This is a genomic window from Ruania alba (genome assembly GCF_900105765.1).
Lineage (GTDB): Bacteria > Actinomycetota > Actinomycetes > Actinomycetales > Beutenbergiaceae > Ruania > Ruania alba.
In genome coordinates, this window is record NZ_FNTX01000001.1 from 2,235,566 (window position 1) to 2,256,871 (window position 21,306).

Below are 21,306 nucleotides of genomic sequence, written 5' to 3' on the forward strand. Positions count from 1 at the left end.
GGACTAGGCCGGCGGCTCCGCGGCCGCCGCCGCGCTCGCCGCTGCGGGCAGGGCGTCGAGGATCCGCTGCACGGCCGCATCGTCGTGCGCCGCGGAGACGAACCATGCCTCGAACGCCGACGGGGGCAGGCTGACGCCCGCCTCCAGCATGGCGTGGAAGAACGGCGGGTACCGCCAGGCCTGCGCGGCCTGCACCTCGGCGTAGCTGTGCGGGCGATCCGCCGTCCACCCGCACGCGTCGGCGGACCCGAAGGCGAAGGAGAACAGTGTCCCGGCCCGCTGCACCGCCACGGGGACTCCCTCGGCCGCGAGCGCCTCTTCCACCGCGGCCGCGATGGTGTCAGCCACGTGCTGCAGCCGGGCGTACACCTCGTCATCGGCGAGCCGCAGGGTGGCCAGTCCGGCGGCGACGGCCACCGGGTTCCCGGAGAGGGTTCCTGCCTGGTACACGGGCCCGGTCGGTGCGAGAGCACGCATCACCTCGGCCCGTCCGGCGAGCGCGGCCACCGGCATACCGCCGCCGATCACTTTGCCGAAGGTGAGCAGGTCGGGGGTCCAGTCGGCTTCGACGCCCCACCAGCCGGCCGGGCCGGTGCGGAAGCCGGTGAGCACCTCGTCGGCGATGAAGAGCGCACCGTTCGCACGCGCCAGCTCACTGACTGCGGCGTTGAAGCCGGGCTCGGGTGCCACCACGCCCATGTTCGCGGCAGCGGCCTCGGTGATGACGGCGGCGATCTGGCCCGGGTGCGCCTCGAACGCAGCGCGTACGGCGTCGAGGTCGTTGTAGGGCAGCACGATGGTCTGGGCGGCGAACGCGGCGGGCACTCCGGCGGAGCCGGGCAGGGACAGCGTCGCCACGCCCGAGCCGGCGTCGGCCAGCAGCCCGTCGGAATGGCCGTGGTAGTGCCCGGCGAACTTGATGATCAGGTCACGCCCTGTCACCCCGCGGGCGAGGCGCAACGCCGTCATGGTGGCCTCGGTGCCGGTCGAGACCAACCGGACGAGTTCCGCCACCGGGACCCGTTCCCGGACCAGCTCGGCGAGCTCCACCTCGGCGAGCGTGGGCGCGCCGAAGGAGAGTCCACGGGCGGCGGCCTCTTGCACGGCCCGGACCACCTCGGGGTGGGCGTGCCCGAGGATCGCCGGGCCCCACGAGCCGACCAGGTCCACGTACTCACGGTCGCCGGCGTAGACGTACGGGCCTGCGGCCCGGTCGATGAACACCGGGTCGCCACCGACGCCTGCGAACGCCCGCACCGGGGAGTTCACGCCGCCAGGAATAGCAGTGCTCGCGCGTTCGTACGGGGATGTCATCACAGCTCCTCGGTGGTCAGGCGCTGGGCCAGCTCGGTGGCCCAGTAGGTCAGCACGGCGTCGGCGCCGGCGCGGCGGATGGCGAGCACGCTCTCGGCGATCACGGCTTCCCGGTCCAGCCAGCCCTGCGCGGCGGCCGCCTCGACCATGGCGTACTCCCCGGAGACCTGGTAGGCCCACACCGGCACCTCGCTGGTGCGGGCGACGTCGGCGAGCACGTCCAGATAGGAGGAGGCCGGCTTGACCATCACCACGTCCGCCCCCTCGGCCGCGTCCAGCTCCGCTTCGCGCCGTCCTTCGCGCCGGTTGCCGGCGTCGAGCTGGTAGGTGCGGCGGTCACCGCTGAGCTGGGAGTCCACGGCCTCGCGGAACGGCCCGTAGTAGGCGGAGGCGTACTTGGCGGCGTAGCCGAGCAGGGCGACGTCGGTGAATCCCTCGGCGTCCAGGGCGTCCCGCACGTGAGCGACCTGCCCGTCCATCATGCCGCTCAGGCCCAGCAGCGCGGACCCGGCTCGCGCCTGGGCGAGTGCCATCTCGGCGTAGCGGACCAGGGTGGCGTCATTGTCGATCCGGCCGTCGGCGTCGAGCACGCCACAGTGCCCGTGGTCGGTGAACTCGTCGAGGCACAGGTCGGTCTGCACCACGAGGGCGTCTCCGACCTCGGCGGCGGCGATCTCGGTCGCACGGTTCAGGATGCCGTCCGGGTCGGTGGCGCCGGTTCCGGTGGCGTCTCGACGGCTGGGGACGCCGAAGAGCATCACTCCCCCGACGCGGGCGCCGGCAGCCTCGGCGAGCGCCCCGCGAAAGGAGTCCAGGGAGTGTTGCACCATCCCGGGCATCGACGCGATCGGGCGGGGCTCATCGCCCTCGTGCACAAACATCGGCAGCACCAGCTCGGCAGCGTGCAACCGGGTCTGGCGGACAAGGCGGCGCACCGCGGGGGTCTGCCGCAATCGGCGGGGTCGGATCCTCATGACTGTTCCTCCCGTGCTGCCTGGCCCACCGCATCACACAGGGCGTCCAGCAGGTGATCGATCGTGCGTTCGCTCGCCTCGGCGTGCACCGGCAGGCCCGCATCGCGGGCATCGGCGGTGGTGACCGGGCCGATACTGGCGACCACCGTATCGGGCGCAGGGCACAGGGCAGCGAGAGCCCGCGCCATGGAGCCGCTCGTGACGAGCGCAGCATCGGCGTGCCCGGCACGGATCCGCGCGGCGTCGGTGTCATCGACGGGCGCGGCGGTGGTGCGGTAGCCGATCACGTCAGTCACCTCGCAGCCGCGTTCGCGCAGGCCGTCCGCGAGGGAGGCACGGGCCAGGTCCGAACGCAGCAGCAGCACCGAGGATCCGGCTGGCTCGTCCGGCCACACCTGCAGCAGACCGGTGGCCGAGTAGGTGTGGTCGGGCACCAGATCGACGACGATCCCCGCCTCGGTCAGGGTGCTCGCCGTGGCCGGCCCCACAGCCGCCACCTTCGCCTGCAGGTCCCAGCCACGCACCAGGTCTACGGTGGCAGCAGAGGTGACGACGAGCCAGTCGTAGGTACCGGTAGCCAGCCGGCGCTGCGCGGTGACGACGTCCGGCCCGGTCACCGGGGTGGTCTCCAGCAGGGCTACCACCCACGGGGTGCCGCCACGCGCGCGCACCCGGGCGCTGACCCGCTCCCCCCACGCGCCGCCGCGCGGAACGAGCACGGTTGTGCCGGTGAGGTCAGTCATGGATCCACGCGGACGCACCGGCGTCGAGCAGGTAGCGAGCTGCCTCGGCCCCGAGGGCAATGGCGCCGTCGATGCCGTCGACGCATGCGCCACTGGCTCGGTGCTCGATCTGGTCCCCTCCGCCGGGACGGTAGGCGACGGCGTGCAGTTCGAGGATGTCTGCGCCCCCGTCCTGCCGGATGTCGGCGTAGGCGGCGACGGGTGCCGCGCACCCGGCCTCCAGGGTGGCCAGCACGGACCGTTCGGCCTGTGCGCATGCCCAGGCTGCGTCGTCGTGAATCGTGGCCAAGGCGCCTCGCAGCGGGGAGTCCGGCGGCGTGTCGGTGCGGATCTCGACGGCGAGCACGCCCTGTCCCGGGGCGGTGGGCCAGTCGGCCAGATCGAGGTGCTCGGTGACCACGTGGTCCAGGCCGAGGCGGTGCAGCCCGGCGGCGGCGAGCACCACAGCGTCCAGCTCACCGTCGGTGACGAACCCCAGTCGGGTGCCGACGTTGCCGCGGATGTCCACCACGTCCAGGTCGGGGCGCCGGGTGCGCAGCTGGGCGGCCCGTCGCGGGGAGCCCGTGCCGATCCGTGCCCCGTGGGGCAGTTCGGTGAGGGTGAGGCCGTCGCGAGCGCACAGGGCGTCGCGCGGGTCCTCCCGCACCGGCGCGGCCACCACGGTCAGGCCGGGGTGCGGTGTGGTGGGCAGGTCCTTGAGCGAGTGCACCACGGCGTCGCAGCGGCCCTCGAGCAGCGCGGTGCGCAGCCCGGCGGCGAACACTCCGGTGCCGCCGAGGCTGGCCAGGGAGGCGCGGGTCTTGTCCCCGTCGCTCGTCATCGGCACCAGCTCACAGTCGAGCCCGACGGCGATCAGGGCGTCGGCGACGGTGCCGGCCTGCGTGCGGGCCAGGTCGGAGGCGCGAGTGCCGATCCTCATGGCTGCAGCCCAGCAGCGGCGGGCCGGAACCCGCGACGGACGTTCTCGCAGCAGCCGGGCCGGCACACGTCATACCAGGGGCCGAGGCCGGTCCTCGCGGGGCGCTGCGCCACCGGGGTGCCCTGCAGCCGTTCCACGACCAGGTCCACCAGCCCGGCCACGAAGGCCGGGTGAACCCCGGGGGTGGGGACCCGGACCGCGGCCAACCCGTGCTCGGCGGCGGTCTCCATGGCCTCGTTGTCGAGGTCCCAGAGCACCTCCATGTGGTCGGAGAGGAAGCCGAGCGGCACGATCACCACGCCGTCCCGCCCCTGACCGGGCAGCTCCGCCATCGCATCATTGATGTCAGGTTCCAGCCACGGTTGGCTCGGCGGCCCGGAACGCGACTGGTAGACGACCTGCCAAGGGGTGTCCTGCTCCCCGATCGCCTCCATGACCACCTCGGCCACCGCATGGTGCTGCGCGGCGTACGCTCCGCCGTCGCCGAAGTCACGATCGGCCGGGCCGGAGCGTTCCGCGTCGACGGTCGGGATGGAGTGCGTGGTGAACAGCACCTCGATCGCCGTGGCGCCGCGGCCACGCAGTTCCGCGAGGCCCTCGGCGAGGCCGTCGCAGAACGGGGTGACGAACCCGGGGTGGTCGAAGTACTGGCGCACCTTGTCCACCACCAGCTCAGCGCCCAGGCCGGTGGCCTCGAGCGCGTCGGCGATGTCTTCGCGGTACTGACGGCAGCTGGAGTAGGAGGAATAGGCGCTGGTCGGGATGGCGAGGAGGCGGTGGTGGCCGGCGGCGTGCGCGGCGGCCAGGGCGTCGGGAACGTAGGGGGCCCAGTTCCGGTTGCCCCAGTGGACCGGCAGATCGATGCCCCGGGCGGCGAGCTCGGTCTGCAGGGCCGCCTGGAGCTGCCGGTTGTGCTCGTTGATCGGGCTGATGCCGCCGTAGTGCCGGTAGTGGTGCGCCACCTCTTCGAGGCGTTCGTCGGGGATGCCACGCCCGGCGGTGACGTTGCGCAGGAACGGGATCACGTCGTCCTGCCCCTCCGGGCCGCCGAACCCGGCGAGCAGGATCGCGTCGTAGGCCACCGGTTCGACCACGTGCTCCGGTCCCTGCTGGGCGGCGAGGGTCGCGGCGGGGACCAGTGCACCGGGGGCGAGGAAGACGTCGGTGGCGGGCGGTGGCTTCTGGCCGGTGCCGACACTCACGAGAGCACCTCGGCCAGCTCGGCCGCGCTCACGCGCCGTCCGGTGTAGAACGGCACCTCCTCGCGAACGTGCATCCGAGCGTCGGTGTAGCGCAGGTCTCGCATGAGGTCCACGAGCTCGGTGAGCTCGTCGGCCTCGAGGGCAAGGATCCACTCGTAGTCACCGAGGGAGAAGGCGGCGACGGTGTTGGCGAGTACGCCGCGGAAGGCGGCCCCACGCCGTCCGTGGTCGGCGAGCATGGCGCGCCGCTCCTCCTCAGGCAGCAGGTACCACTCGTAGGAGCGCACGAACGGGTAGATGGTGAGCCACTGCTGTGGCTCCTTGTCCCGCAGGAACGCGGGGACGTGCCGGGCGTTGAACTCGGCCTCCCGGTGGATCCCCATCAGGTTGAAGGTGGGCAGCAGGGGGCGCAGCAGCGCGGTGCGGCGCAACGTGCGCAGGGCGGCCTGGAGGTCCTCGGCGCGGGGCCCGTGCAGCCAGATCATCGCGTCGGAGTCGGCCTTGAAACCGGAGACGTCGTAGAGACCGCGCACCGTCACGCCGGGCGTGGCGGTCAGGGTCTGCTCCAGCTCAGCGACGGACTCGGCGGTCGGTGCGGCAGGCGCGGCGCCGGCGTCGCGGCGGAGCACGGCCCACAGCGTGTAGGCGTGCGGCTGCTCGAAGGTCGCGGTGGGTGCTGCGCTCTCGTCGTGGCCGGGGTTCGCAGGGTTCATCCCATCACCATAAACCGGCACGCTCTCGCCGATTGCGACGCCTCGTCACCTCGCCAGCCCGGCCGCTGCCTCCTGCCCGGCAGTGGTGGCATCGGGGACCACGGAGGCGAGCCCGGATCCGCAGATCCATGCGCCGGTCACACTGAGCGTCCCGGTGCGGCGGACCGCCTCACGCAGCGGGCCGACGGCGTGTGACGTTGCCCACGAGAGCACCGGTGCGGGTGGGTGCAGGCGGGTGTGCGCGAGTGCCTCGAGTGCGGCCTCGGGCCAAGGGGCCGTGCCGGTGAGCACGCCGGCGTCACGGAGGGCGAGGGCACGCTGAGCGGTGGCGTCCCCGGTGGGCACGATGCCTGGTCCGTAGGAGAGCCTGACGACGGCCCTCGCCTCCTCCGGTGGGCTCCCCTCGTTCACGGCCCGGGCCACCCAGTCCCACTTGGCGCTGGCGTAGGTGAGCGCCTTGGCGCCCTGGCCGGGTTCGGCCACGAGGGTGCCGGCTCGTTCATGGGATGGCAGGTCAGCCGTGCGGACGACGAGGGTGAGCAGGTCGACCTCGTGCGCGGGGGCCAGGTGGAGGCGAGTCGCTGCAACTCGAGGAGGTCGACGTCTGCGTCGGCGTCCGTGGCAGGTTCCTCCGCGGGCGCGAGGAAGTGCCAAGTCGGCGGGGTGGTGGCGAGGACCACGTGCCGGGCGGTCAGGACATTGCCGGTGCCATCGGTGCCCGTACCACCGTGGCGAACCAGCCACCGACTAGCGGACCCACCAGCTGTTGTGCGGTGCGCGGCCTGGGCGGGGGCCGCCGTCAGGAGGGTGACACCACGCGAGCGCAGGTCTTCGGTGAGGGCTGTGACCAAGCGGTGCATTCCGCCGTCGATGCCCGCCACGGCGCTGCCGGCGGGGGCGGCGGCGCGCAGGTCCGCCAGGGCGGCGGCGAGGGAGCCGTGGGTGGCGAGGCGCTCGTGGATGCGCGGCAGGAGCACCTCGGCGGTGAGGTCCTCGGGCTCGACGGAGTGCACGCCTCGCACGATCGGGCGCACGAGTGTGTCCAGCACGGCGCTGCCCATCCGGGTGCGGACGAGGTCGGCGAGGCTGGTCCCTGCCTGGGGTTCGGTGACACCGAGCGTGAGGTCCTCACGGGCGCGGGCGAGGCCGTCGGTGCCGAGCACATCGGCGAGACCGGGGGCGTCGAGATCGGTGGGGATCCCGAGGACGCCGGCTGCCGGGAGCGGGTGAAGCGTGCCCTGGTGCAGCACGCGGGCGGGCACCGGGGTTGGTGTGACGACGGGCAGGCCGAGGTCCTCGGCGAGGGCAGCCACGGCGCCTCCGCGGGTGGCGAAGCTCTCCGCCCCGGAGTCGAGGGTGGTGCCCGCGAGGAGGTGGCTGCCGACGAGTCCCCCGAGGGTGTCGGCTGCCTCGAGGAGCGTCACCGCGGCACCGGCAATCGCTGCTGCCCGGGCGGCCACCAGGCCCGCCACTCCCCCGCCGATCACGACGACGTCGACGGTGGACGGCTCAGTCACGGCTGCTGCTCGTGCACCCACGCGACGAGTCGGGTGAGCACCTCGGGGTCGGTGTCGGGCGGGACGCCGTGGCCGAGGTTCAGCACATGCGCCGGAGCGGCCCGGCCGGCCTCCAGCACCCCGGTTGCATGCGTCGTGAGGGCCGACCAGCCGGCGGAGAGCAGCGCGGGGTCGATATTGCCCTGCAGGGGGACGTCGGGCAGGACGGCCGCGGCCTCGTCGAGGGGGGTGCGCCAGTCCACGCCGACGACGTCCACGCCCACCTCGTGCATGGCGCCGAGGAGGTGCCGGGTGCCGACGCCGAAGTGCACGGTGGGGACGTCACCGAGGGCACGGACGGCGGTGAGGGCCTGAGCGGAGTAGGGGGCGACCGAGGCGCGGTAGTCGGCGAGCGAGAGGCCACCGGCCCAGGAGTCGAAGAGCTGCGCTGCGGACGCTCCGGCGCGGATCTGGGCGGTGAGGAAGCTGCCGGTGAGGTCGGCGAGCCAGTCCATCAGGTCCGCCCAGACGTCGGGCTGGGCGTGCATCAGGGCCCGCGCGGCGAGCTGGTCCTTCGACGGTCCACCTTCGACGAGGTACGCGGCGAGGGTGAATGGTGCACCCGCGAACCCGATGAGCGGGGTGGTGCCGAGCTCGGCGGTGAGGAGCCGGACGGACTCGATGATCGGGTCGAATGCGTCGTCGGTGAGGGTCCGTTCCCGCAGAGCAGCGACGTCGGCTGCGGTGCGGACGGGGTTCGCGAGCACGGGTCCCTTGCCGGGGACGATGTCCACCTCGACGCCAGCGAGTCTGAGCGGGACGACGATGTCGCTGAAGAAGATCGCGGCGTCGACGCCGTGCCGGCGGACCGGTTGCAGGGTGATCTCGGTGACCAGGGCGGGGTCGAGGCAGGCGTCCAGCATCCGGGTGCCGGTGCGCAGGGAGCGGTATTCGGGCAGGGACCTGCCTGCCTGTCGCATGAACCAGACCGGCGTGGTCTCGGCGCGCTGGCCACGGTAGGCACGGATCAGCGGAGCGTGGGCGGTCGGGCCGTTGAGCGGGTGCTGCTCCGGGAGGGACTGGTGGTCCGCGGCCGGCACGTGGTTCTCGGCGGGCGGGACAGGGGATCCGGGCTGGGCGGAAGAGGGACTCACGCGCTCGATTCTGACACCTGCACGCGTAGGGGGCGGACCATGATGACCGTGGGCCCGGGCCAGTCGAGGTTCGTGTGTTCCTCGAGCGGGACGAATCCGAGCCTGCGGTAGAACGCGCGAGTCTGGGCATAGGGCTCATGCTCGAACGTCGGACCGACGGTGTGGACGGTCAGCATGGAGCACCCGTCGGCCACGAGATCAGCGCAGGCACTCTCGACCAGGGCGCGGCCCACTCCCTCACCGCGTGCCTGAGGTGCCACAGCGATGAGGTGCAGTTCGGCGGACTCCGGAAAGTGTCGTTCGATCTGGGCAATGCCGACTGTCCTTCCCGTCGCGTCCGGGTCCGGGTCCGGGTCCGGGTCCGGGTCCGATCCATGGTTGTCAGCGCGGGTGCGCGACGCCGTGGCGCGGGCATTCGTGGAACGCGCGACCAGATGCGTGAACTGCGTTGAGGAGGCGTCCGCCACGTAGGAGTCGACCGCCTCGAGGTCACCGAACCAGTCCGGAAGGCTCTCCAGGATGGTGCAGGTCGCGTCAGCGTCCTGGTCGCGCTCGATCGTGATCATTGACCGACGATACGACGGTCCCGCTACGGAGCCGCGGCGTCATCCCGCCAGGCATCCGGACATGCCGAGGTCCCCGTCGACGGGTGGTGTCGGCGGGGTTCGGGGCGGGGTGGTCAGACCGGTGGTGGGTCGGTGTGGCCGGGTGGCTCCGAGTGCGTGGAGTTGCCGGCGTGACGGCCGGCATCACCGAGACCACCGGGAGGTTCAGCCGCACCATGTGGGGGATGCCTGTGACCACCGGGCGGACTGCTCCCTGGTTGACGGGGTGTCCCAGCGCTCGGGATGGGATACGTGCCGGTGGGTGTGACCAGGTAATGCACACCATCGGGTGCAGCCCAGTAATACACGCCCGGCGTGATCATCGAATACGACCACCCGGCATGGGTTTTCGCCCGATGGTGACGTCGGCACAAAGCGGCCATATTCACCGAACTGGTTCGGCCGCCCTGATCGTAGGGAACACTATGATCCTGATCGGCAGAACGAGCGGAGCGACGGCAATAGGGAAACCGGCACCGTCCATCACGAAGAATGATCTGCTCGCGGAGTTTCGGGCTGGCCTCATACGTGGTGGCATCGGTGTGCCCGGCCAGATCGATCACCGGGCGGACCAGGATTCGGCCGGCGGTGGAACACCATTGACGAACCTGTTCTTTCGAGACCGGTGATTTGGTGTTTTCGCACCGGCCCACGATCCCGGATCCGAACACAGGGCCCGTTTCACCAGAGTTACCCGCACCCTCACCGGTACCGGAGCTCTCACCCGTGCCGGTTCCGGCGTGGTCGTTGAGGGCGTCAGCGGGCAGGTGCAGGTAGAGCATCACGGTCCGACCCATCCCACCCGCACCACCGGGTGCCCCCGTCGGGGAGGTAGGCCCGGTCATCGGGTCGAGACCCGCGCCGCTCACGCCGGTCTCGGTCGCGCTGGGCCCCGCGGTCGCGGTCGGCCGTGCGCCGGCGGCGCCAGCAGCCCTTCCACCGCCACCGCCACCGCTGCTGGTGTCAGCGGTGGGGATGGGCAGGGTGGTGTGTCCGCGGGCGAGGTCACCGACGGCGATGGAACGACGCACATCCTCACTGGTGCCGGGAAGGAACCCCGCCAGCGCACGTGCTTGGTCGGACACCGCAGCCTCAAGATCCAACGCGTCAGCCTGGTCGAGGCCGCCCTCGACCCGCACCACCGACCCCACACCCAGTCCCGGTCCTGGTGCCGCGGTGGTGCCTGCCTCATCGAGACGGATATCGAAATGGCGCCCCTCCAACGCCGCTTCCTCATCCCTGGCAGCCTGCTCAGGATCAAACGACACCATCGCCGCACTCACGGTCCGCTCAATCTGCGCCACCGTGCAGGACCCGATCGTCCAGGCCACCTGGGCGTCCACCCAGGCGGCACCGGCGAACGGGAGTCTCTTGCTCATCCGGGTCACTGTCCGGGCCCGGTGGATGCTGACCTGCCCGGCCCGTACCCGGGACCACAACTGGGGTAGCCGGTAGGCGAGCTCGACCACCACACCCACATAGGCCAGGGCTGCTTCGTTCGACTGCCCCAACGCGGTCGCCAACCGAGTGAACTCCAGGTCCGAGACCAACGGGGCACCATCCCCAGCCAACCGCATCGGGTGCTCCGTCCCCGGCAGGCCCGCGTGCTCGTCCGGAACCGGCATGCCCGCGTGTTCATCAGGGTCGAACACCGGTCCACCAGCCGTGGTGTCCAGGGTGGCCGGGTCGATCGCCCGCTCACCCACCCATGCGACCGCCAGCTCGGCGCACTCGATATCCACTGCCCGGGCAGCGGTCCGGTTCTCCCGCATCGCAGCCAACACCGCATTCCCGGCCGAAGCCGAGAACGCGGAACCAGTAGCTGTCGAGGTCATGGCTTTATTCTCCCAGAAGGAACTGACATTGCGCAGGACAGCATCGGCACCTGTGGAAAACTCTCGCATTGACCGGCACATAGGCCAGAGGCACCTGAAATGCCGATGTGGGACCGGTCAATTCGCAACACAGGAACACCTCCCCGCACCATTGCCACCCACATCCCAGCCGGGACCGAGGACACGGAACCGGTGGCGATCGATGACATACCCAGATCCTCCCAGGCACCACTGACATTCGACCTTCCCGAGCCAGCCTCTGTGAACAACGACAATTCCGGATCAATCGGGCCGATCTGCAACGTCGGACACTGCCCACCGGATGTGGCCCGCCAGCGGGTCGGCGATCACTGCCCGGTCGAACTGTTGGTGACGTTCCGAGTTCCGGGTCGGCCGCCCTCACTCAGGCGGGCGTAGCCTGCCCTCATGGCCACCCCCAGCCCCCATATCGTCCTGATCCCGGGAGCAGGAAGCGACCAGGCCTACTGGGATGCTCTCCGCGCTGAGCTCACTACTCGCGGCTGCTCGAGCACCGCCGTCGATCTGGCGTGCACGGACGAGCAAGCACTCCTGGAGGACTACGCGAACGCCGTCGTGGATGCCGTGCAGCGCGACCCCACCGCCCAGGGGCGCCCCTTCCATCTCCTGGCCCACTCCTTCGGCGCATTCACCGCCGGCCTGGTGCCGGAACTCCTGCCGGTACAGCACCTCACCCTGATCAGCCCGATGATCCCGATCCCAGGCGAGTCCGGCTCCGACTGGTGGGGTGCCACCGGGCAGCAAGCCGCACACCAGGAAGCCGCCACGTCCGCCGGCCTCAGCCTGCCGCTCGGGATGGACGACCTCTTCTACAACGACTTCACCTCCGACCAGCGCCGAGCCGCAGCGGCCTGGGACCGCGACCAGGCGGAGGCCGCCTTCACTCAGCCGTGGCCCGGAACGGCCTGGCCCAGCACCCCGACGACGGTGCTCGCCTTCGCCGACGACCGCCTGTTCCCGCCCACGTTCGTCGCCCGCCTGGCCACAGAACGGGTGGGTAGCCTCGCCGGCCCGGTCCAACAGGTGCCCGGCGGGCACATGGGCATGGTGAGCCACCCGGCAGAGCTGGCCGACGCCGTCATCGACTGACGGAAGCGCCCACCTCGTCCGCCTGCTCCTGCCCCGACGGCACCCCCGGCTGCGCCCGGTGACGGAACTGGCGAGCCAGGACGAGCGCCAGGATCAACGCGCCCATCACGATCCAGCCAGGTGCTCCCAGGAACGTGCCGAGACCAAGCGCGCGCACGTCGTCCAACGCGTCAGCATGGATCATCAGCACCGTCACATTCGTGGCCGTGTTCACCGCGGCGTGGGCGAGCACCGCCGGCCACACCGACGCCGTGCGCAGCCGCAACCACCCGAACACGATCCCGAGCGGCACGCAGAACCCGATCATCAGCGCCATCCCACGCAGATCGGTGTACCCGTAGTTGTAGCCGAGCAGGATGATCGGCGCGTGCCAGAGCGCCCAGATCAGGCCGGAGGCGAGCAGCGCCGGCCACGTCCCGAGGGGCAGCAGGTTCGGCAGCAGCCAACCCCGCCAACCGAGCTCCTCCCCGAAGGTCGCGAACGCGGACACCAGCGTGTTCACCGGCAGCGCGAGGATGCTCACCATCAGGAAGGTCTGCGCGTTCATCTGGGCGAGCATCTCGGGATCCAGGGTCGCCTCGATCCCGGAGAGATTCTCTAGGTCGAGGTCCACCATCCCCATCGCGCTGCCGAGGAAGAGGGCGAGGAACGGCAGCACGCAGAACCCGGCCAGCCCCGCCACACCGAATCCGATGGTCCTGCCGAGCGGCCGGATCGGGCCGAGCCCCAGCAACCGGGGGATGCTGCGCGGCCGGTCCACGAGGAAGACCGTCACCAGGGCGGCCACGGTGGGGCTGTACATCATCGCGGCCACGAGCACAGCGAACTGCGGGTGCTCGAGACCGAGGCCGGACGCCCACAGGGGGGCACACGCGGCCCAGGCGAGCCCCATCGCGAGCACCACGAACACCGCCACCGCCCGCCACGGCACCCGTTCAGGGGTGATCGGGGCGAACCGTGCGTTGCGTTCGCGCTGCTGCGCCACCCGATCCCCCGACGGCGTCCCGTGCCCAGTGCCGGTCGGCGCCACGGGCGCCGGGCTCGCTGCCGGCAGTCCGTTCGCCCCCTGGATCGTCCCAGCGTCCTGTTCCGCCATGATCCGTCTCCTCCCTCGGTCCTTCCACCGTAGGGAGCCGCCGGGGCCTCCCGCATCGCCCGCCTGGCGGATCTGCGTCCTCCTTGCGGCGGATCTTAGGAGGCGTCCGCGCCGTCCGCGGGGAACAGCTGGACCGGGTCACCCACACTGATCGACCCCGAAGTGAGCGCCCGGAAGACCGAGCCGGCACGGCCGCGCAGCACGATCCGGGCGCCGTCACCGATCCAGTCGTCCAGCAACCGGCACGGTGCGGCGATGCGGACTACCTCGAGCTCCACAGCTCCGATGCAGACGCGATCGCCGGGGCGGGCGGGCACATCACCGTGGGAGATGGTCACGTTCCGCCGTGTTCCCGCCGGTTCGATCGGTGTGCCCAGGTCCGTCGACGCCGCAGCGAGCGCCTCGGCCGACTGCACCGTGACGTGGCGGTGCCGGGTGCCGTGGTACCGATCGCCCACGATTCCTGCCCCCGCCTCGACCTGGACCGAGTCCACGTACTTCGTGGGCAGTCGCGACCCGGGCGCGATCGCCAAGGCCACCACGGTGGGCACACCCTCGTCCTGCGTACTCATCGCTCTCCTGCCGTCGCCGTCCTTTCATCTTGGCACGCAGCGGCCGCCGACGGCCGATTACCGCACCGGGCAGGTGACGCTGAGCTTCCACGACGACGTCCCACGGCACGCCTCCAGGCGTGGCCTCCGCCACACCCCAGCGAGACCGGCCACTCACCGAACCGCACCATCACGGGCCTGCCCCGCGTCCAGCACTCGGGAACTGACGCCCCGTCCGATCCCGCGCCCGGCGCCACGCTTACGATGGACGGCGTGCTTGTCTGCGTGAGCGCCAGTCACCGTACGGCTGACTTCTCGCTCCTCGAACGACTCTCCGCCGCCCACGGTGGAGCGGCCACGCACCTGACCGACCCGGGGGTGCGCGGCGCCGTCGTCGTGGCCACCTGCAACCGGTACGAGTCCTATCTCGACGTCGCCGCCGACTCCGACGAGGACGTGCAGGGCGCGATGGACCGGGCGCTGGACCGGATCGCCACCGATACCGGGGTGAGTGCGGCTGAGCTGCGGCCCCGGACCCGCACGATGAAAGCCAGCCGGGTGGCCGCCCACCTGTTCGCCGTGGCCAGCGGGCTCGACTCGGTGGTGCTCGGTGAGGACGAGATCGCCGGTCAGGTGCGCCGTTCGCTCGCGGACGCCCGCAAGCAGGGCACCACCACCGCTTCCCTGGAGCGGCTGTTCCAGATGGCGTCGGCCACCTCCCGCGGGGTGAAGAACACCACCCGGATCAATGCGGCCGGGCGGTCCATGGTACGGCTCGCGCTCGACCTGGCCGAGACCCGGCTACCGGCGTGGTCGGAGACGTCGGTGCTGATCATCGGCACTGGCGCCTATGCACGCACCACGCTCGCGGCGCTGCGCGATCGCGGCGTGGGGGTCGTGGACGTGGCCTCCCCCTCCGGGCGCGAGCGGCGGTTCGCGGTCCGTGACGGCGTCCGGCCGGTCTCCGCCGACGGGCGCCCGGACGCCTTGGCCGCGGCAGACCTGGTGATCACCTCCACGAACGTGGTCGCCCTCGATGCGAGTGACCTGAGCGCCGCGGGACGTGACCCGGCGCACCCGCTGCTCGTGGTCGACCTGGGCCTGCCTGCCAACGTGGACAAGGACGTGGCCCACGTGACCGGTGTGGACCTGTTGGACCTGGAGACCATCAGCCTGCACGCGCCGGTGCAGGAGCTGAATGCGAGTGCTGAGGCGTTCGACCTGGTGGACCAGGCGGCGAAGGACTTCGAGCAGCGCAGCGCCGAGGACGCCGCTGCCCCAGCGATCGTGGCCTATCGCACGCATGTGGAGCAGGTGCTGGAGGCCGAGCTGGCGCGGGCACGCGCCCGCGGCGACGAGGACGACGAGACCGAGCGCGCCCTGCGGCACTTCGCGAGCGTACTCATCCACACACCCACCACGCGCGCCCGCGAGGCGGCCGCCGGTGGACGGCTGGACGAGGTGGTCGCCGCGATGCGCACCCTGTACGGCATCGAGGTAGGGATCGAGGGCGTTCCGCCGGCCAGGTGAGTTCTGCCCATCGACATGTCACGGCGCGTCACTAGGGTGGCTATCAGGTTCTGATGCCATTCGAACGACGTGGGAGACAGCGATGAGGACGGTCGAGCTGTGGTCGACCTGGTTGTTCTTCTGCGGGGCCTTCGCCGGCGTCTTGATCGGTTCCTGGGGCCTTCCGAGACACGATCTGCTCGTACGCGGGGAGGCCACGTACACGGCGCCCACGATCGTGGTCGCGCTCGCCGTGCCGCTCGTCCTGATCGGGCTCAGTGTCCTTCATGCCCGCACGAAGGCCGGGGAGATCACACCTCGACTGGGGACTCCGCGTGTCAGGCTGCTCTTCTACGGCGCCCACGGCGCCGGTATCGCGCTCGGCCTGTGCAGCGTCTACCTGTGGTCGATGATCGGCTCCGACGAACTGACCGTCGGGCGGATGAGCAACCCGTCCTGGGGCTCGGCCGAACAAGCATGGGACATGCTGCAATGGGTCGTCTTTCTCGCTCCGCCGGTCGTGCAGATCGTCGTGTTCATCGGTGGCATCATGCTGATGGTTCGCGGTGGGCGCGACGTGAAGGGCGATCTGGCCTTCGTGGCAGAAACGAGGCGTAGGCGCCGACACGGCCAAGGCCCGGCAGGGATGCGTCTGACCGGTCAGATCGTCAGGGCCGAGGCCGTCCCGAGCGCTCTCGACCAGACCCTGGTCGTCGCCCAGGTCCAGGCGCCGGACGGGCTGCGCACCATCGAGGCGACCGTACCGGGCACCCGTCGGGACTGGCTGCCGGGCGCGAAGGCTCAGGTCTTCCTGTCCACCTCCTCCCCCTACGACTCCGCGCAGACCCTGATCGAGGCCCGCCGGTTCCCGCATGCGACGTACCTGATGGCCAGCGCGTGCCCTCGTGCGGTGAGCCAGCATGCCTACACGTGACCACAGCGCGGTCCTGATCAGCCTCGGCGCGCTGATCCTGTTCGTCGGTGGCGGCATCGCCGGAGGCGTGGCAGCACTCACCGCAGATGCACGCCACCACCTCCTCGTCTCCGGCTCGGGTGGCACCGCGCCCATCCTTGCCATCGCCCTCGTGGGTGCTGTTCTCCTGACGGCGCTGTGGGTGTTCTCCGCCCATCTGCTGGCACATGCGATGACACCGAACCTGGACAGACCACCCCTGCAATCGCTGTTCGACGGCGCGCTGTGCCTGGGCCTGGCGCTCGGGCTCGGGTTGTTCTCACTCCGGGCGATGCTGCAGGACACCCCGATCGTGGTGGGGCGCACCGTCAGCGAGCCGTGGACCGGCGTGCAGTGGGTGGCCTATCTCGCGCCGGCAGCGCTGCAGGTGGCCCTCGTTGCCACCGGTCTGGTGCTGGTGCTACGCGGTAGGCACGGGATCGGGCAGTGCCGCGCGCACCTCAGGGAGGTTGGCCGGAGGTACCGCCTGGGGAGCGGCCCGGCCGGAGTGCGGTTGACGGGGCAGATCGTGGCCGCCCATGCCGCAGGGCAGGACCACGCGTCCACTCGCCTCGTCGCGCAGGTGCACGCCCCGGACGGGCCGCTCATGGTCGAGTCGACCGCCCCCGGATCGGATCGAGGATGGCTGCCACGGTCACACGCGCAGGTGTATCTGGCGGTGTCGGCGCAGCATGATCCGGCGCACACGCTGATCGAGGTACGAGACTTCCCACGCCGGAAGTTCTTCCTCGCCACCGCCGTCTTGCCACCCGGGCAGGGCCCGCACTCTGGCAGGCTGGACGGGTGAGCACCTACCCCACGCTGGACTCCTTCGACTTCCCGGTGACCCTCGCCGTCTCCACCTCCACCGAGGTGGCCAGCCTCGACGGCGACACCGAGGCGGTCCACGATTGGAAGTCGGTGACGAAACCCTTGACGGCGCTGGCGACCCTGATCGCCGTCGACCGCGGGTACGTGGGCTTCGACTCCCCCGCCGGTCCGGAGGGGTCCACGGTGCGGCACCTGCTGGCACACGCCTCCGGCCTCCCATTCGAGAACGGCGGTCCGGAGCAGCGCCCGGGCCAGCGGCGGGTGTACTCCAACGTGGGGTTCGAGACCCTCGCCGGGCATGTCTCCGACGCGGTGGACACCGACTTCTCCGTGTGGGTGCACGACGTGATCCTGGAGCCGTTGGAGATGAGCACCGTCGAGTTCCACGGGAGCGCTGCGCACGCGGCGTCCGGGAACGTGCTCGACATGCTCGCCCTGGGTCTGGAGCTACTCACCCCCACCCTCATCGACCCCGAGCTCGGCCGGATCGCACGCACCGTGCACTTCCCAGGACTGAGCGGCGTGCTGCCCGGCTTCGGGAACCAGTCGCACAACGACTGGGGGCTGGGGTATGAGATCCGCGGCGACAAGTCGCCGCACTGGACAGCCCCGGAGGCGAACCCCGCCACGTTCGGCCACTTCGGGCAATCCGGAAGCTTCCTGTGGGTCGATCCTGATGCTCAGTTGGTCGCGGCGTTCCTCAGTGAGAAGCCGTTCCAGGCAGACCTACACGGGCAGCTGTGGCCGCGCTTGAACAGCGAGATCCTCGCGGCGACCTGAGTCGGCACCTGCACCGCACCACTGCGCGAAGGCCCGCAGCACCTGGTGCGCGGCAGATACATCCGCCTGTGCGGTGCGCTCGATCACCTCGGCCACCGCGTCCGGGGCGAAGTACCCGGAGTTCGCATACACCTCGATCCGGAGCCGGACGGCGTCGGCGTCCATCTCCGGATGGAACTGGGTCACATACTGCCCGGGCCCGAACCGGTACATCTGCACCGGGCACTCCGGTGCAGAGGCCAGGACGACGGCGCCCGGTGGCGTGGTCGTGCACGCCTCCTTGTGCCCGACATAGGCGTCGAAACGGTCCGGCAGGTCCGCCAGCAGCGGGTCCGTCCGGCCTGCCTCGGTCAGGGTGATCTCCACGGCGCTGGTGTTCTCCGCGTAGGTGGAGTCCACCTCACCGCCGGCCCACCGGCCGACGACGCCAACGCCGTAGCACAGCCCTAGGAACGGAACCTGGTGGCGGGCGACGTCGTCGAGCACATCCAGCAGGGTGGCCTCCACGGCCCGCTGTACCGGTGACTTCTCGAGCTCGGGTGTGCTCACCGTGAACGGGCTCCCGCCGAGGATCACCCCGGCATAGCCGGTGATATCGCCGACCCGGTCGCCGCGATCTAGGCGCACCCGCACCAGCTCGGTCTCGCTCAGCCCGGTGTGCGCCAGCACGCTCGCGTACTCGGCGTCGGCGGCGACGTCCTCCGCACGTGAGGCGAGGAAACAGAGCGGGCGATTCATGCCCGCATCATCTCAGCACCCGATCGGCTCCCTGGCCGGATTGCCGAGAGCGTCTCGGAGTGCGAACGCCTACGCAATCGACGGGCATGCGTCGAGCCTCGCAGCATAGGCCCAGGTGAGTACACATACCCGTCGTCTGCGCCAGCCACGGCAGGAGACAATGGTGCGCAATGACTCTCACCCTGCCCACGGACCCGACCGACGACGACGCGCTCGTCGAGACCTTCACGGAGTGGGCCGCCGAGCGAGGGCTGCCCCTCTACCCCCATCAGGAGGAGGCTCTCCTGGAGCTGGTCACCGGGGCGCACGTGATCTGCTCCACGCCCACCGGCTCGGGGAAGTCGTTGATCGCCGTCGCCGCGCACTACGTGGCGCTGGCCCGCGGGATCCGCACTGTCTACACCGCCCCGCTGAAAGCCCTGGTGAGCGAGAAGTTTTTCGACCTGGTGGAGATCTTCGGAGCCGACCAGGTGGGCATGGTCACCGGGGACTCCTCGATCAACGCCGACGCCCCGATCGTGTGCTGCACCGCCGAGATCCTCGCCAACCGCGCCCTGCGCACCGGTGAGGACACCGACGCCGGCCAGGTGGTGATGGACGAGTTCCACTTCTATGCCGACCCACAACGGGGCTGGGCGTGGCAGGTGCCGTTGCTGGAGCTGACCAGCGCTCAGTTCCTGCTGATGAGTGCCACGCTCGGTGACGTGAGCTTCTTCGCCGAGGACCTCACCCGCCGCACCGGCGCCCCGGTCGCGGTAATCGCGAACACCGAACGCCCGGTGCCGCTGACTTTCACCTACTCGGTGGAGCCGCTGAACGAGCTGATCACCGAACTGCTCGGCACGCACCGTACTCCTGCCTACCTGGTGCACTTCACCCAGGCGGCCGCCGTCGCGCAGGCGCAGGCGCTCACCTCGGTCGCGGTGGCGAGCAAGGCGCAGAAGGCACGGATCGCCGAGGCCCTGGGAGACGTGAGCTTCGCGAAGGGGTTCGGGTCCACCCTCTCCCGCCTGCTGCGCAGCGGGATCGGCGTGCACCACGCCGGCATGCTGCCTCGGTACCGGCGGCTGGTGGAACGGCTCGCCCAGGCCGGTCTGTTGCCGGTGATCTGCGGCACCGACACCCTCGGCGTGGGCATCAACGTGCCGATCCGGACGGTCGTGCTCACCGGGCTCACCAAATTCGACGGCGTCCGCGCGCGGCACCTGAGCGCCCGCGAGATGCACCAGATCGCCGGACGCGCCGGGCGGGCCGGTTTCGACACCATCGGCGAGGTCATCGTGCAGGCGCCCGAGCACGTGATCGAGAACGCGAAGTCGCTCGCCAAGGCCGGCGACGACGTGAAGAAGAAGCGCAAGATCGTGCGCAAGAAGGCCCCGGCCGGGGTGGTCAACTGGACCGACAAGACCTTCGAGCGGCTCCGCGATGCCGACCCCGAACCACTCACCTCCCAGTTCTCCGTCTCGCACGCCATGGTGCTCGGGGTGCTGGCCCGCGAGGGCGACCCGTTGGCCGCGATGCGCCGTCTGCTCGTCGAGAACCACGACGCTCCCACCGAGCGGAACCCGCATGTGCGCCGGGCCATTTCCATCTACCGCACGCTGCGCCAGGCGGGGCTGGTGGAACGGGTGGACGGTGCGGACGGGCCGATGGTCCGGCTGGTCGGTGAGGTGCCGGACGACTTCGCCCTGAACGCGCCCCTGTCCCCGTTCGCGCTCGCCGCGCTCGAGCTGCTCGATCAGGAGCATCCGGACTTCGCACTCGACGTGGTCTCGGTGATCGAGGCGACCCTGGAGGACCCGCGGCCGGTGCTGATCGCCCAGGAGAAGGCGGCCCGTGGGGAGGCCGTGGCGGCGATGAAGGCCGAGGGGATGGACTACCCCGACCGGATGGACGCCCTCGAGGAGGTCACCTACCCGCGCCCGCTCGCCGAGCTCCTGACCGCGGCCCTCGCCGAGTTCCGGACCACGAACCCGTGGGTGGACGACTACGAGCTCAAGCCGAAGTCTGTGGTCCGGGACATGGCCGAGCACGCGATGACGTTCTCCGAGCTGATCTCCCGCTACCAGCTCGCCCGCAGCGAAGGGGTCGTGCTGCGCTACCTGACCGACGCGTACAAGGCGCTCCGGCAAGTAGTCCCAGCGACGATGCGCACCGAGGAGCTCGCCGAGCTGATCGAGTGGCTCGGGACGGCCGTGCGGCAGGTGGACTCGTCCCTGCTGGCCGAGTGGGAGGCGTTGCAGCAGGGCCTCACCCCCGATCCGGACGTCACACCCGACGGCGAAGCAACAGAGGGCGAGGAGGCGCGCTTCGGTCCGGGCCCGGACGCCCCGATCACCGCGAACCCACGTACGTTCCGCGCGCTGGTGCGCAACGCCGTCTTCCATCGGGTGGAACTGGCTGCCAGGGAGGCGTACGACTCCCTGGGTGCGCTGGACGGTGCCGCCGGCTGGACCGCGTCCCGGTGGGCCGAGGCGATGGACGGGTACTGGGACGAGTACGACCACCTGGGCATCGGGCCGGAGGCCCGGTCTGGCTCCATGGTGCGCATCACCGCCGGCGACCAGGAGTGGCAGGTGGAGCAGGTGCTGGACGATCCCGAGGGCGACCGCGACTGGCGGCTGCGAGTGCGGGTCGACCTGGCCGCGAGCGCCGAGGCGGGCCGGGTGGTGCTCACCGAACTCGAGCTCGGACCGGCCACCGCTCAAGGGTGACGTCGATGGTGAGCGCTCCCCACTCCGGCACCCGGCCACACGCCGTCGGGCC

20 protein-coding genes are annotated in these 21,306 nt (G+C 70.9%); 6 read left to right on the top strand and 14 right to left on the bottom strand.

The features are described 5' to 3' along the window. Positions 1-3: 3 nt before the first annotated feature. The 11 genes from hemL to BLU77_RS10260 all read right to left on the bottom strand — a co-directional run bounded on the left by hemL (position 4) and on the right by BLU77_RS10260 (position 10,955). A complete protein-coding gene (gene hemL, locus BLU77_RS10210) occupies positions 4-1,314 on the bottom strand; it encodes a glutamate-1-semialdehyde 2,1-aminomutase (RefSeq protein WP_089772826.1) in 1,311 nt (436 codons plus the stop codon). Beyond that, on the bottom strand, positions 1,314-2,288 hold the full coding sequence (gene hemB / locus BLU77_RS10215; protein WP_089772827.1) for a porphobilinogen synthase: 975 nt from the start codon (positions 2,286-2,288) through the stop codon (positions 1,314-1,316). Before hemB ends, hemL begins: the two co-directional genes overlap by 1 nt. Continuing rightward, the gene (locus tag BLU77_RS10220; RefSeq protein ID WP_089772828.1) at positions 2,285-3,031 is read right to left on the bottom strand and encodes a uroporphyrinogen-III synthase; all 747 of its coding nucleotides are present in this window, start codon (positions 3,029-3,031) and stop codon (positions 2,285-2,287) included. The genes hemB and BLU77_RS10220 overlap by 4 nt, the downstream gene beginning before the upstream one ends. Further along, positions 3,024-3,950, bottom strand: coding sequence for a hydroxymethylbilane synthase (gene hemC, locus BLU77_RS10225; protein WP_089773130.1), 927 nt, complete (start codon positions 3,948-3,950; stop codon positions 3,024-3,026). The genes BLU77_RS10220 and hemC overlap by 8 nt, the downstream gene beginning before the upstream one ends. After that, positions 3,947-5,152: a ferrochelatase gene (locus BLU77_RS10230; protein ID WP_175477025.1), complete on the bottom strand. Its 1,206-nt coding sequence runs from the start codon at positions 5,150-5,152 to the stop codon at positions 3,947-3,949. Before BLU77_RS10230 ends, hemC begins: the two co-directional genes overlap by 4 nt. Beyond that, positions 5,149-5,865 (bottom strand): hydrogen peroxide-dependent heme synthase, encoded by a 717-nt coding sequence (gene hemQ / locus BLU77_RS10235; protein ID WP_089772829.1) that lies wholly within the window; start codon positions 5,863-5,865, stop codon positions 5,149-5,151. The genes BLU77_RS10230 and hemQ overlap by 4 nt, the downstream gene beginning before the upstream one ends. Before the next feature lie 45 nt (positions 5,866-5,910). Then, entirely contained in the window at positions 5,911-6,348 is a 438-nt protein-coding gene (locus BLU77_RS10240) for a hypothetical protein (protein WP_089772830.1), read from the bottom strand. Continuing rightward, positions 6,273-7,382: a protoporphyrinogen/coproporphyrinogen oxidase gene (locus BLU77_RS10245; RefSeq protein ID WP_175477026.1), complete on the bottom strand. Its 1,110-nt coding sequence runs from the start codon at positions 7,380-7,382 to the stop codon at positions 6,273-6,275. Before BLU77_RS10245 ends, BLU77_RS10240 begins: the two co-directional genes overlap by 76 nt. Next, entirely contained in the window at positions 7,379-8,461 is a 1,083-nt protein-coding gene (gene hemE / locus BLU77_RS10250; protein WP_089772832.1) for a uroporphyrinogen decarboxylase, read from the bottom strand. Before hemE ends, BLU77_RS10245 begins: the two co-directional genes overlap by 4 nt. 50 nt (positions 8,462-8,511) lie before the next feature. Beyond that, positions 8,512-9,081, bottom strand: a complete 570-nt coding sequence (locus BLU77_RS10255; RefSeq protein ID WP_089772833.1) for a GNAT family N-acetyltransferase — start codon at positions 9,079-9,081, stop codon at positions 8,512-8,514. A 113-nt stretch (positions 9,082-9,194) separates the two neighbouring features. Then, positions 9,195-10,955 carry an HNH endonuclease gene (locus BLU77_RS10260; RefSeq protein WP_089772834.1) on the bottom strand — a complete coding sequence of 587 codons (1,761 nt, stop codon included), beginning with the start codon at positions 10,953-10,955 and terminating at the stop codon, positions 9,195-9,197. 426 nt (positions 10,956-11,381) lie between these two features. Here BLU77_RS10260 and BLU77_RS10265 point away from each other — a divergent pair, with 426 nt between their 5' ends. Then, positions 11,382-12,083 carry an alpha/beta hydrolase gene (locus tag BLU77_RS10265; protein WP_089772835.1) on the top strand — a complete coding sequence of 234 codons (702 nt, stop codon included), beginning with the start codon at positions 11,382-11,384 and terminating at the stop codon, positions 12,081-12,083. On the opposite strand, the gene BLU77_RS10270 is transcribed toward BLU77_RS10265, so the two are convergent. Both BLU77_RS10270 and BLU77_RS10275 read right to left on the bottom strand, forming a co-directional pair. Further along, a complete protein-coding gene (locus BLU77_RS10270) occupies positions 12,073-13,179 on the bottom strand; it encodes a CPBP family intramembrane glutamic endopeptidase (protein ID WP_089772836.1) in 1,107 nt (368 codons plus the stop codon). The genes BLU77_RS10265 and BLU77_RS10270 overlap by 11 nt on opposite strands. A gap of 95 nt (positions 13,180-13,274) precedes the next feature. Further along, positions 13,275-13,751 carry an MOSC domain-containing protein gene (locus BLU77_RS10275; RefSeq protein ID WP_089772837.1) on the bottom strand — a complete coding sequence of 159 codons (477 nt, stop codon included), beginning with the start codon at positions 13,749-13,751 and terminating at the stop codon, positions 13,275-13,277. 264 nt (positions 13,752-14,015) lie between these two features. Here BLU77_RS10275 and BLU77_RS10280 point away from each other — a divergent pair, with 264 nt between their 5' ends. The 4 genes from BLU77_RS10280 to BLU77_RS10295 all read left to right on the top strand — a co-directional run bounded on the left by BLU77_RS10280 (position 14,016) and on the right by BLU77_RS10295 (position 17,802). Further along, positions 14,016-15,260 carry a glutamyl-tRNA reductase gene (locus BLU77_RS10280; protein WP_245708756.1) on the top strand — a complete coding sequence of 415 codons (1,245 nt, stop codon included), beginning with the start codon at positions 14,016-14,018 and terminating at the stop codon, positions 15,258-15,260. Between the two features lie 82 nt (positions 15,261-15,342). Then, positions 15,343-16,173, top strand: coding sequence for a hypothetical protein (locus tag BLU77_RS10285; protein ID WP_089772839.1), 831 nt, complete (start codon positions 15,343-15,345; stop codon positions 16,171-16,173). Then, positions 16,160-16,999 carry a hypothetical protein gene (locus BLU77_RS10290; protein WP_089772840.1) on the top strand — a complete coding sequence of 280 codons (840 nt, stop codon included), beginning with the start codon at positions 16,160-16,162 and terminating at the stop codon, positions 16,997-16,999. The genes BLU77_RS10285 and BLU77_RS10290 overlap by 14 nt, the downstream gene beginning before the upstream one ends. Continuing rightward, positions 16,996-17,802 (top strand): serine hydrolase domain-containing protein, encoded by an 807-nt coding sequence (locus BLU77_RS10295; RefSeq protein WP_089772841.1) that lies wholly within the window; start codon positions 16,996-16,998, stop codon positions 17,800-17,802. Before BLU77_RS10290 ends, BLU77_RS10295 begins: the two co-directional genes overlap by 4 nt. Here the strand turns inward: BLU77_RS10295 and BLU77_RS10300 are convergent. Beyond that, positions 17,749-18,540 carry a glutamine amidotransferase gene (locus tag BLU77_RS10300; RefSeq protein ID WP_089772842.1) on the bottom strand — a complete coding sequence of 264 codons (792 nt, stop codon included), beginning with the start codon at positions 18,538-18,540 and terminating at the stop codon, positions 17,749-17,751. The genes BLU77_RS10295 and BLU77_RS10300 overlap by 54 nt on opposite strands. A 170-nt stretch (positions 18,541-18,710) precedes the next feature. On the opposite strand from BLU77_RS10300, the gene BLU77_RS10305 reads away from it, so the two are divergent. Beyond that, positions 18,711-21,254 (top strand): DEAD/DEAH box helicase, encoded by a 2,544-nt coding sequence (locus BLU77_RS10305; RefSeq protein WP_089772843.1) that lies wholly within the window; start codon positions 18,711-18,713, stop codon positions 21,252-21,254. Positions 21,255-21,306: the final 52 nt, after the last annotated feature.

Bases quoted from the DNA above. Each gene is read 5' to 3' on its own strand.
- BLU77_RS10275 (WP_089772837.1), bottom strand. From the start codon at position 13,751: ATGAGTACGCAGGACGAGGGTGTGCCCACCGTGGTGGCCTTGGCGATC.
- BLU77_RS10285 (WP_089772839.1), top strand. From the start codon at position 15,343: ATGAGGACGGTCGAGCTGTGGTCGACCTGGTTGTTCTTCTGCGGGGCC.
- hemC (WP_089773130.1), bottom strand. From the start codon at position 3,950: ATGAGGATCGGCACTCGCGCCTCCGACCTGGCCCGCACGCAGGCCGGC.
- BLU77_RS10265 (WP_089772835.1), top strand. From the start codon at position 11,382: ATGGCCACCCCCAGCCCCCATATCGTCCTGATCCCGGGAGCAGGAAGC.
- BLU77_RS10305 (WP_089772843.1), top strand. From the start codon at position 18,711: ATGACTCTCACCCTGCCCACGGACCCGACCGACGACGACGCGCTCGTC.
- BLU77_RS10220 (WP_089772828.1), bottom strand. From the start codon at position 3,031: ATGACTGACCTCACCGGCACAACCGTGCTCGTTCCGCGCGGCGGCGCG.
- BLU77_RS10270 (WP_089772836.1), bottom strand. From the start codon at position 13,179: ATGGCGGAACAGGACGCTGGGACGATCCAGGGGGCGAACGGACTGCCG.
- BLU77_RS10260 (WP_089772834.1), bottom strand. From the start codon at position 10,955: ATGACCTCGACAGCTACTGGTTCCGCGTTCTCGGCTTCGGCCGGGAAT.
- hemL (WP_089772826.1), bottom strand. From the start codon at position 1,314: ATGACATCCCCGTACGAACGCGCGAGCACTGCTATTCCTGGCGGCGTG.
- hemQ (WP_089772829.1), bottom strand. From the start codon at position 5,865: ATGAACCCTGCGAACCCCGGCCACGACGAGAGCGCAGCACCCACCGCG.
- hemB (WP_089772827.1), bottom strand. From the start codon at position 2,288: ATGAGGATCCGACCCCGCCGATTGCGGCAGACCCCCGCGGTGCGCCGC.
- BLU77_RS10290 (WP_089772840.1), top strand. From the start codon at position 16,160: ATGCCTACACGTGACCACAGCGCGGTCCTGATCAGCCTCGGCGCGCTG.
- BLU77_RS10255 (WP_089772833.1), bottom strand. From the start codon at position 9,081: ATGATCACGATCGAGCGCGACCAGGACGCTGACGCGACCTGCACCATC.
- BLU77_RS10300 (WP_089772842.1), bottom strand. From the start codon at position 18,540: ATGAATCGCCCGCTCTGTTTCCTCGCCTCACGTGCGGAGGACGTCGCC.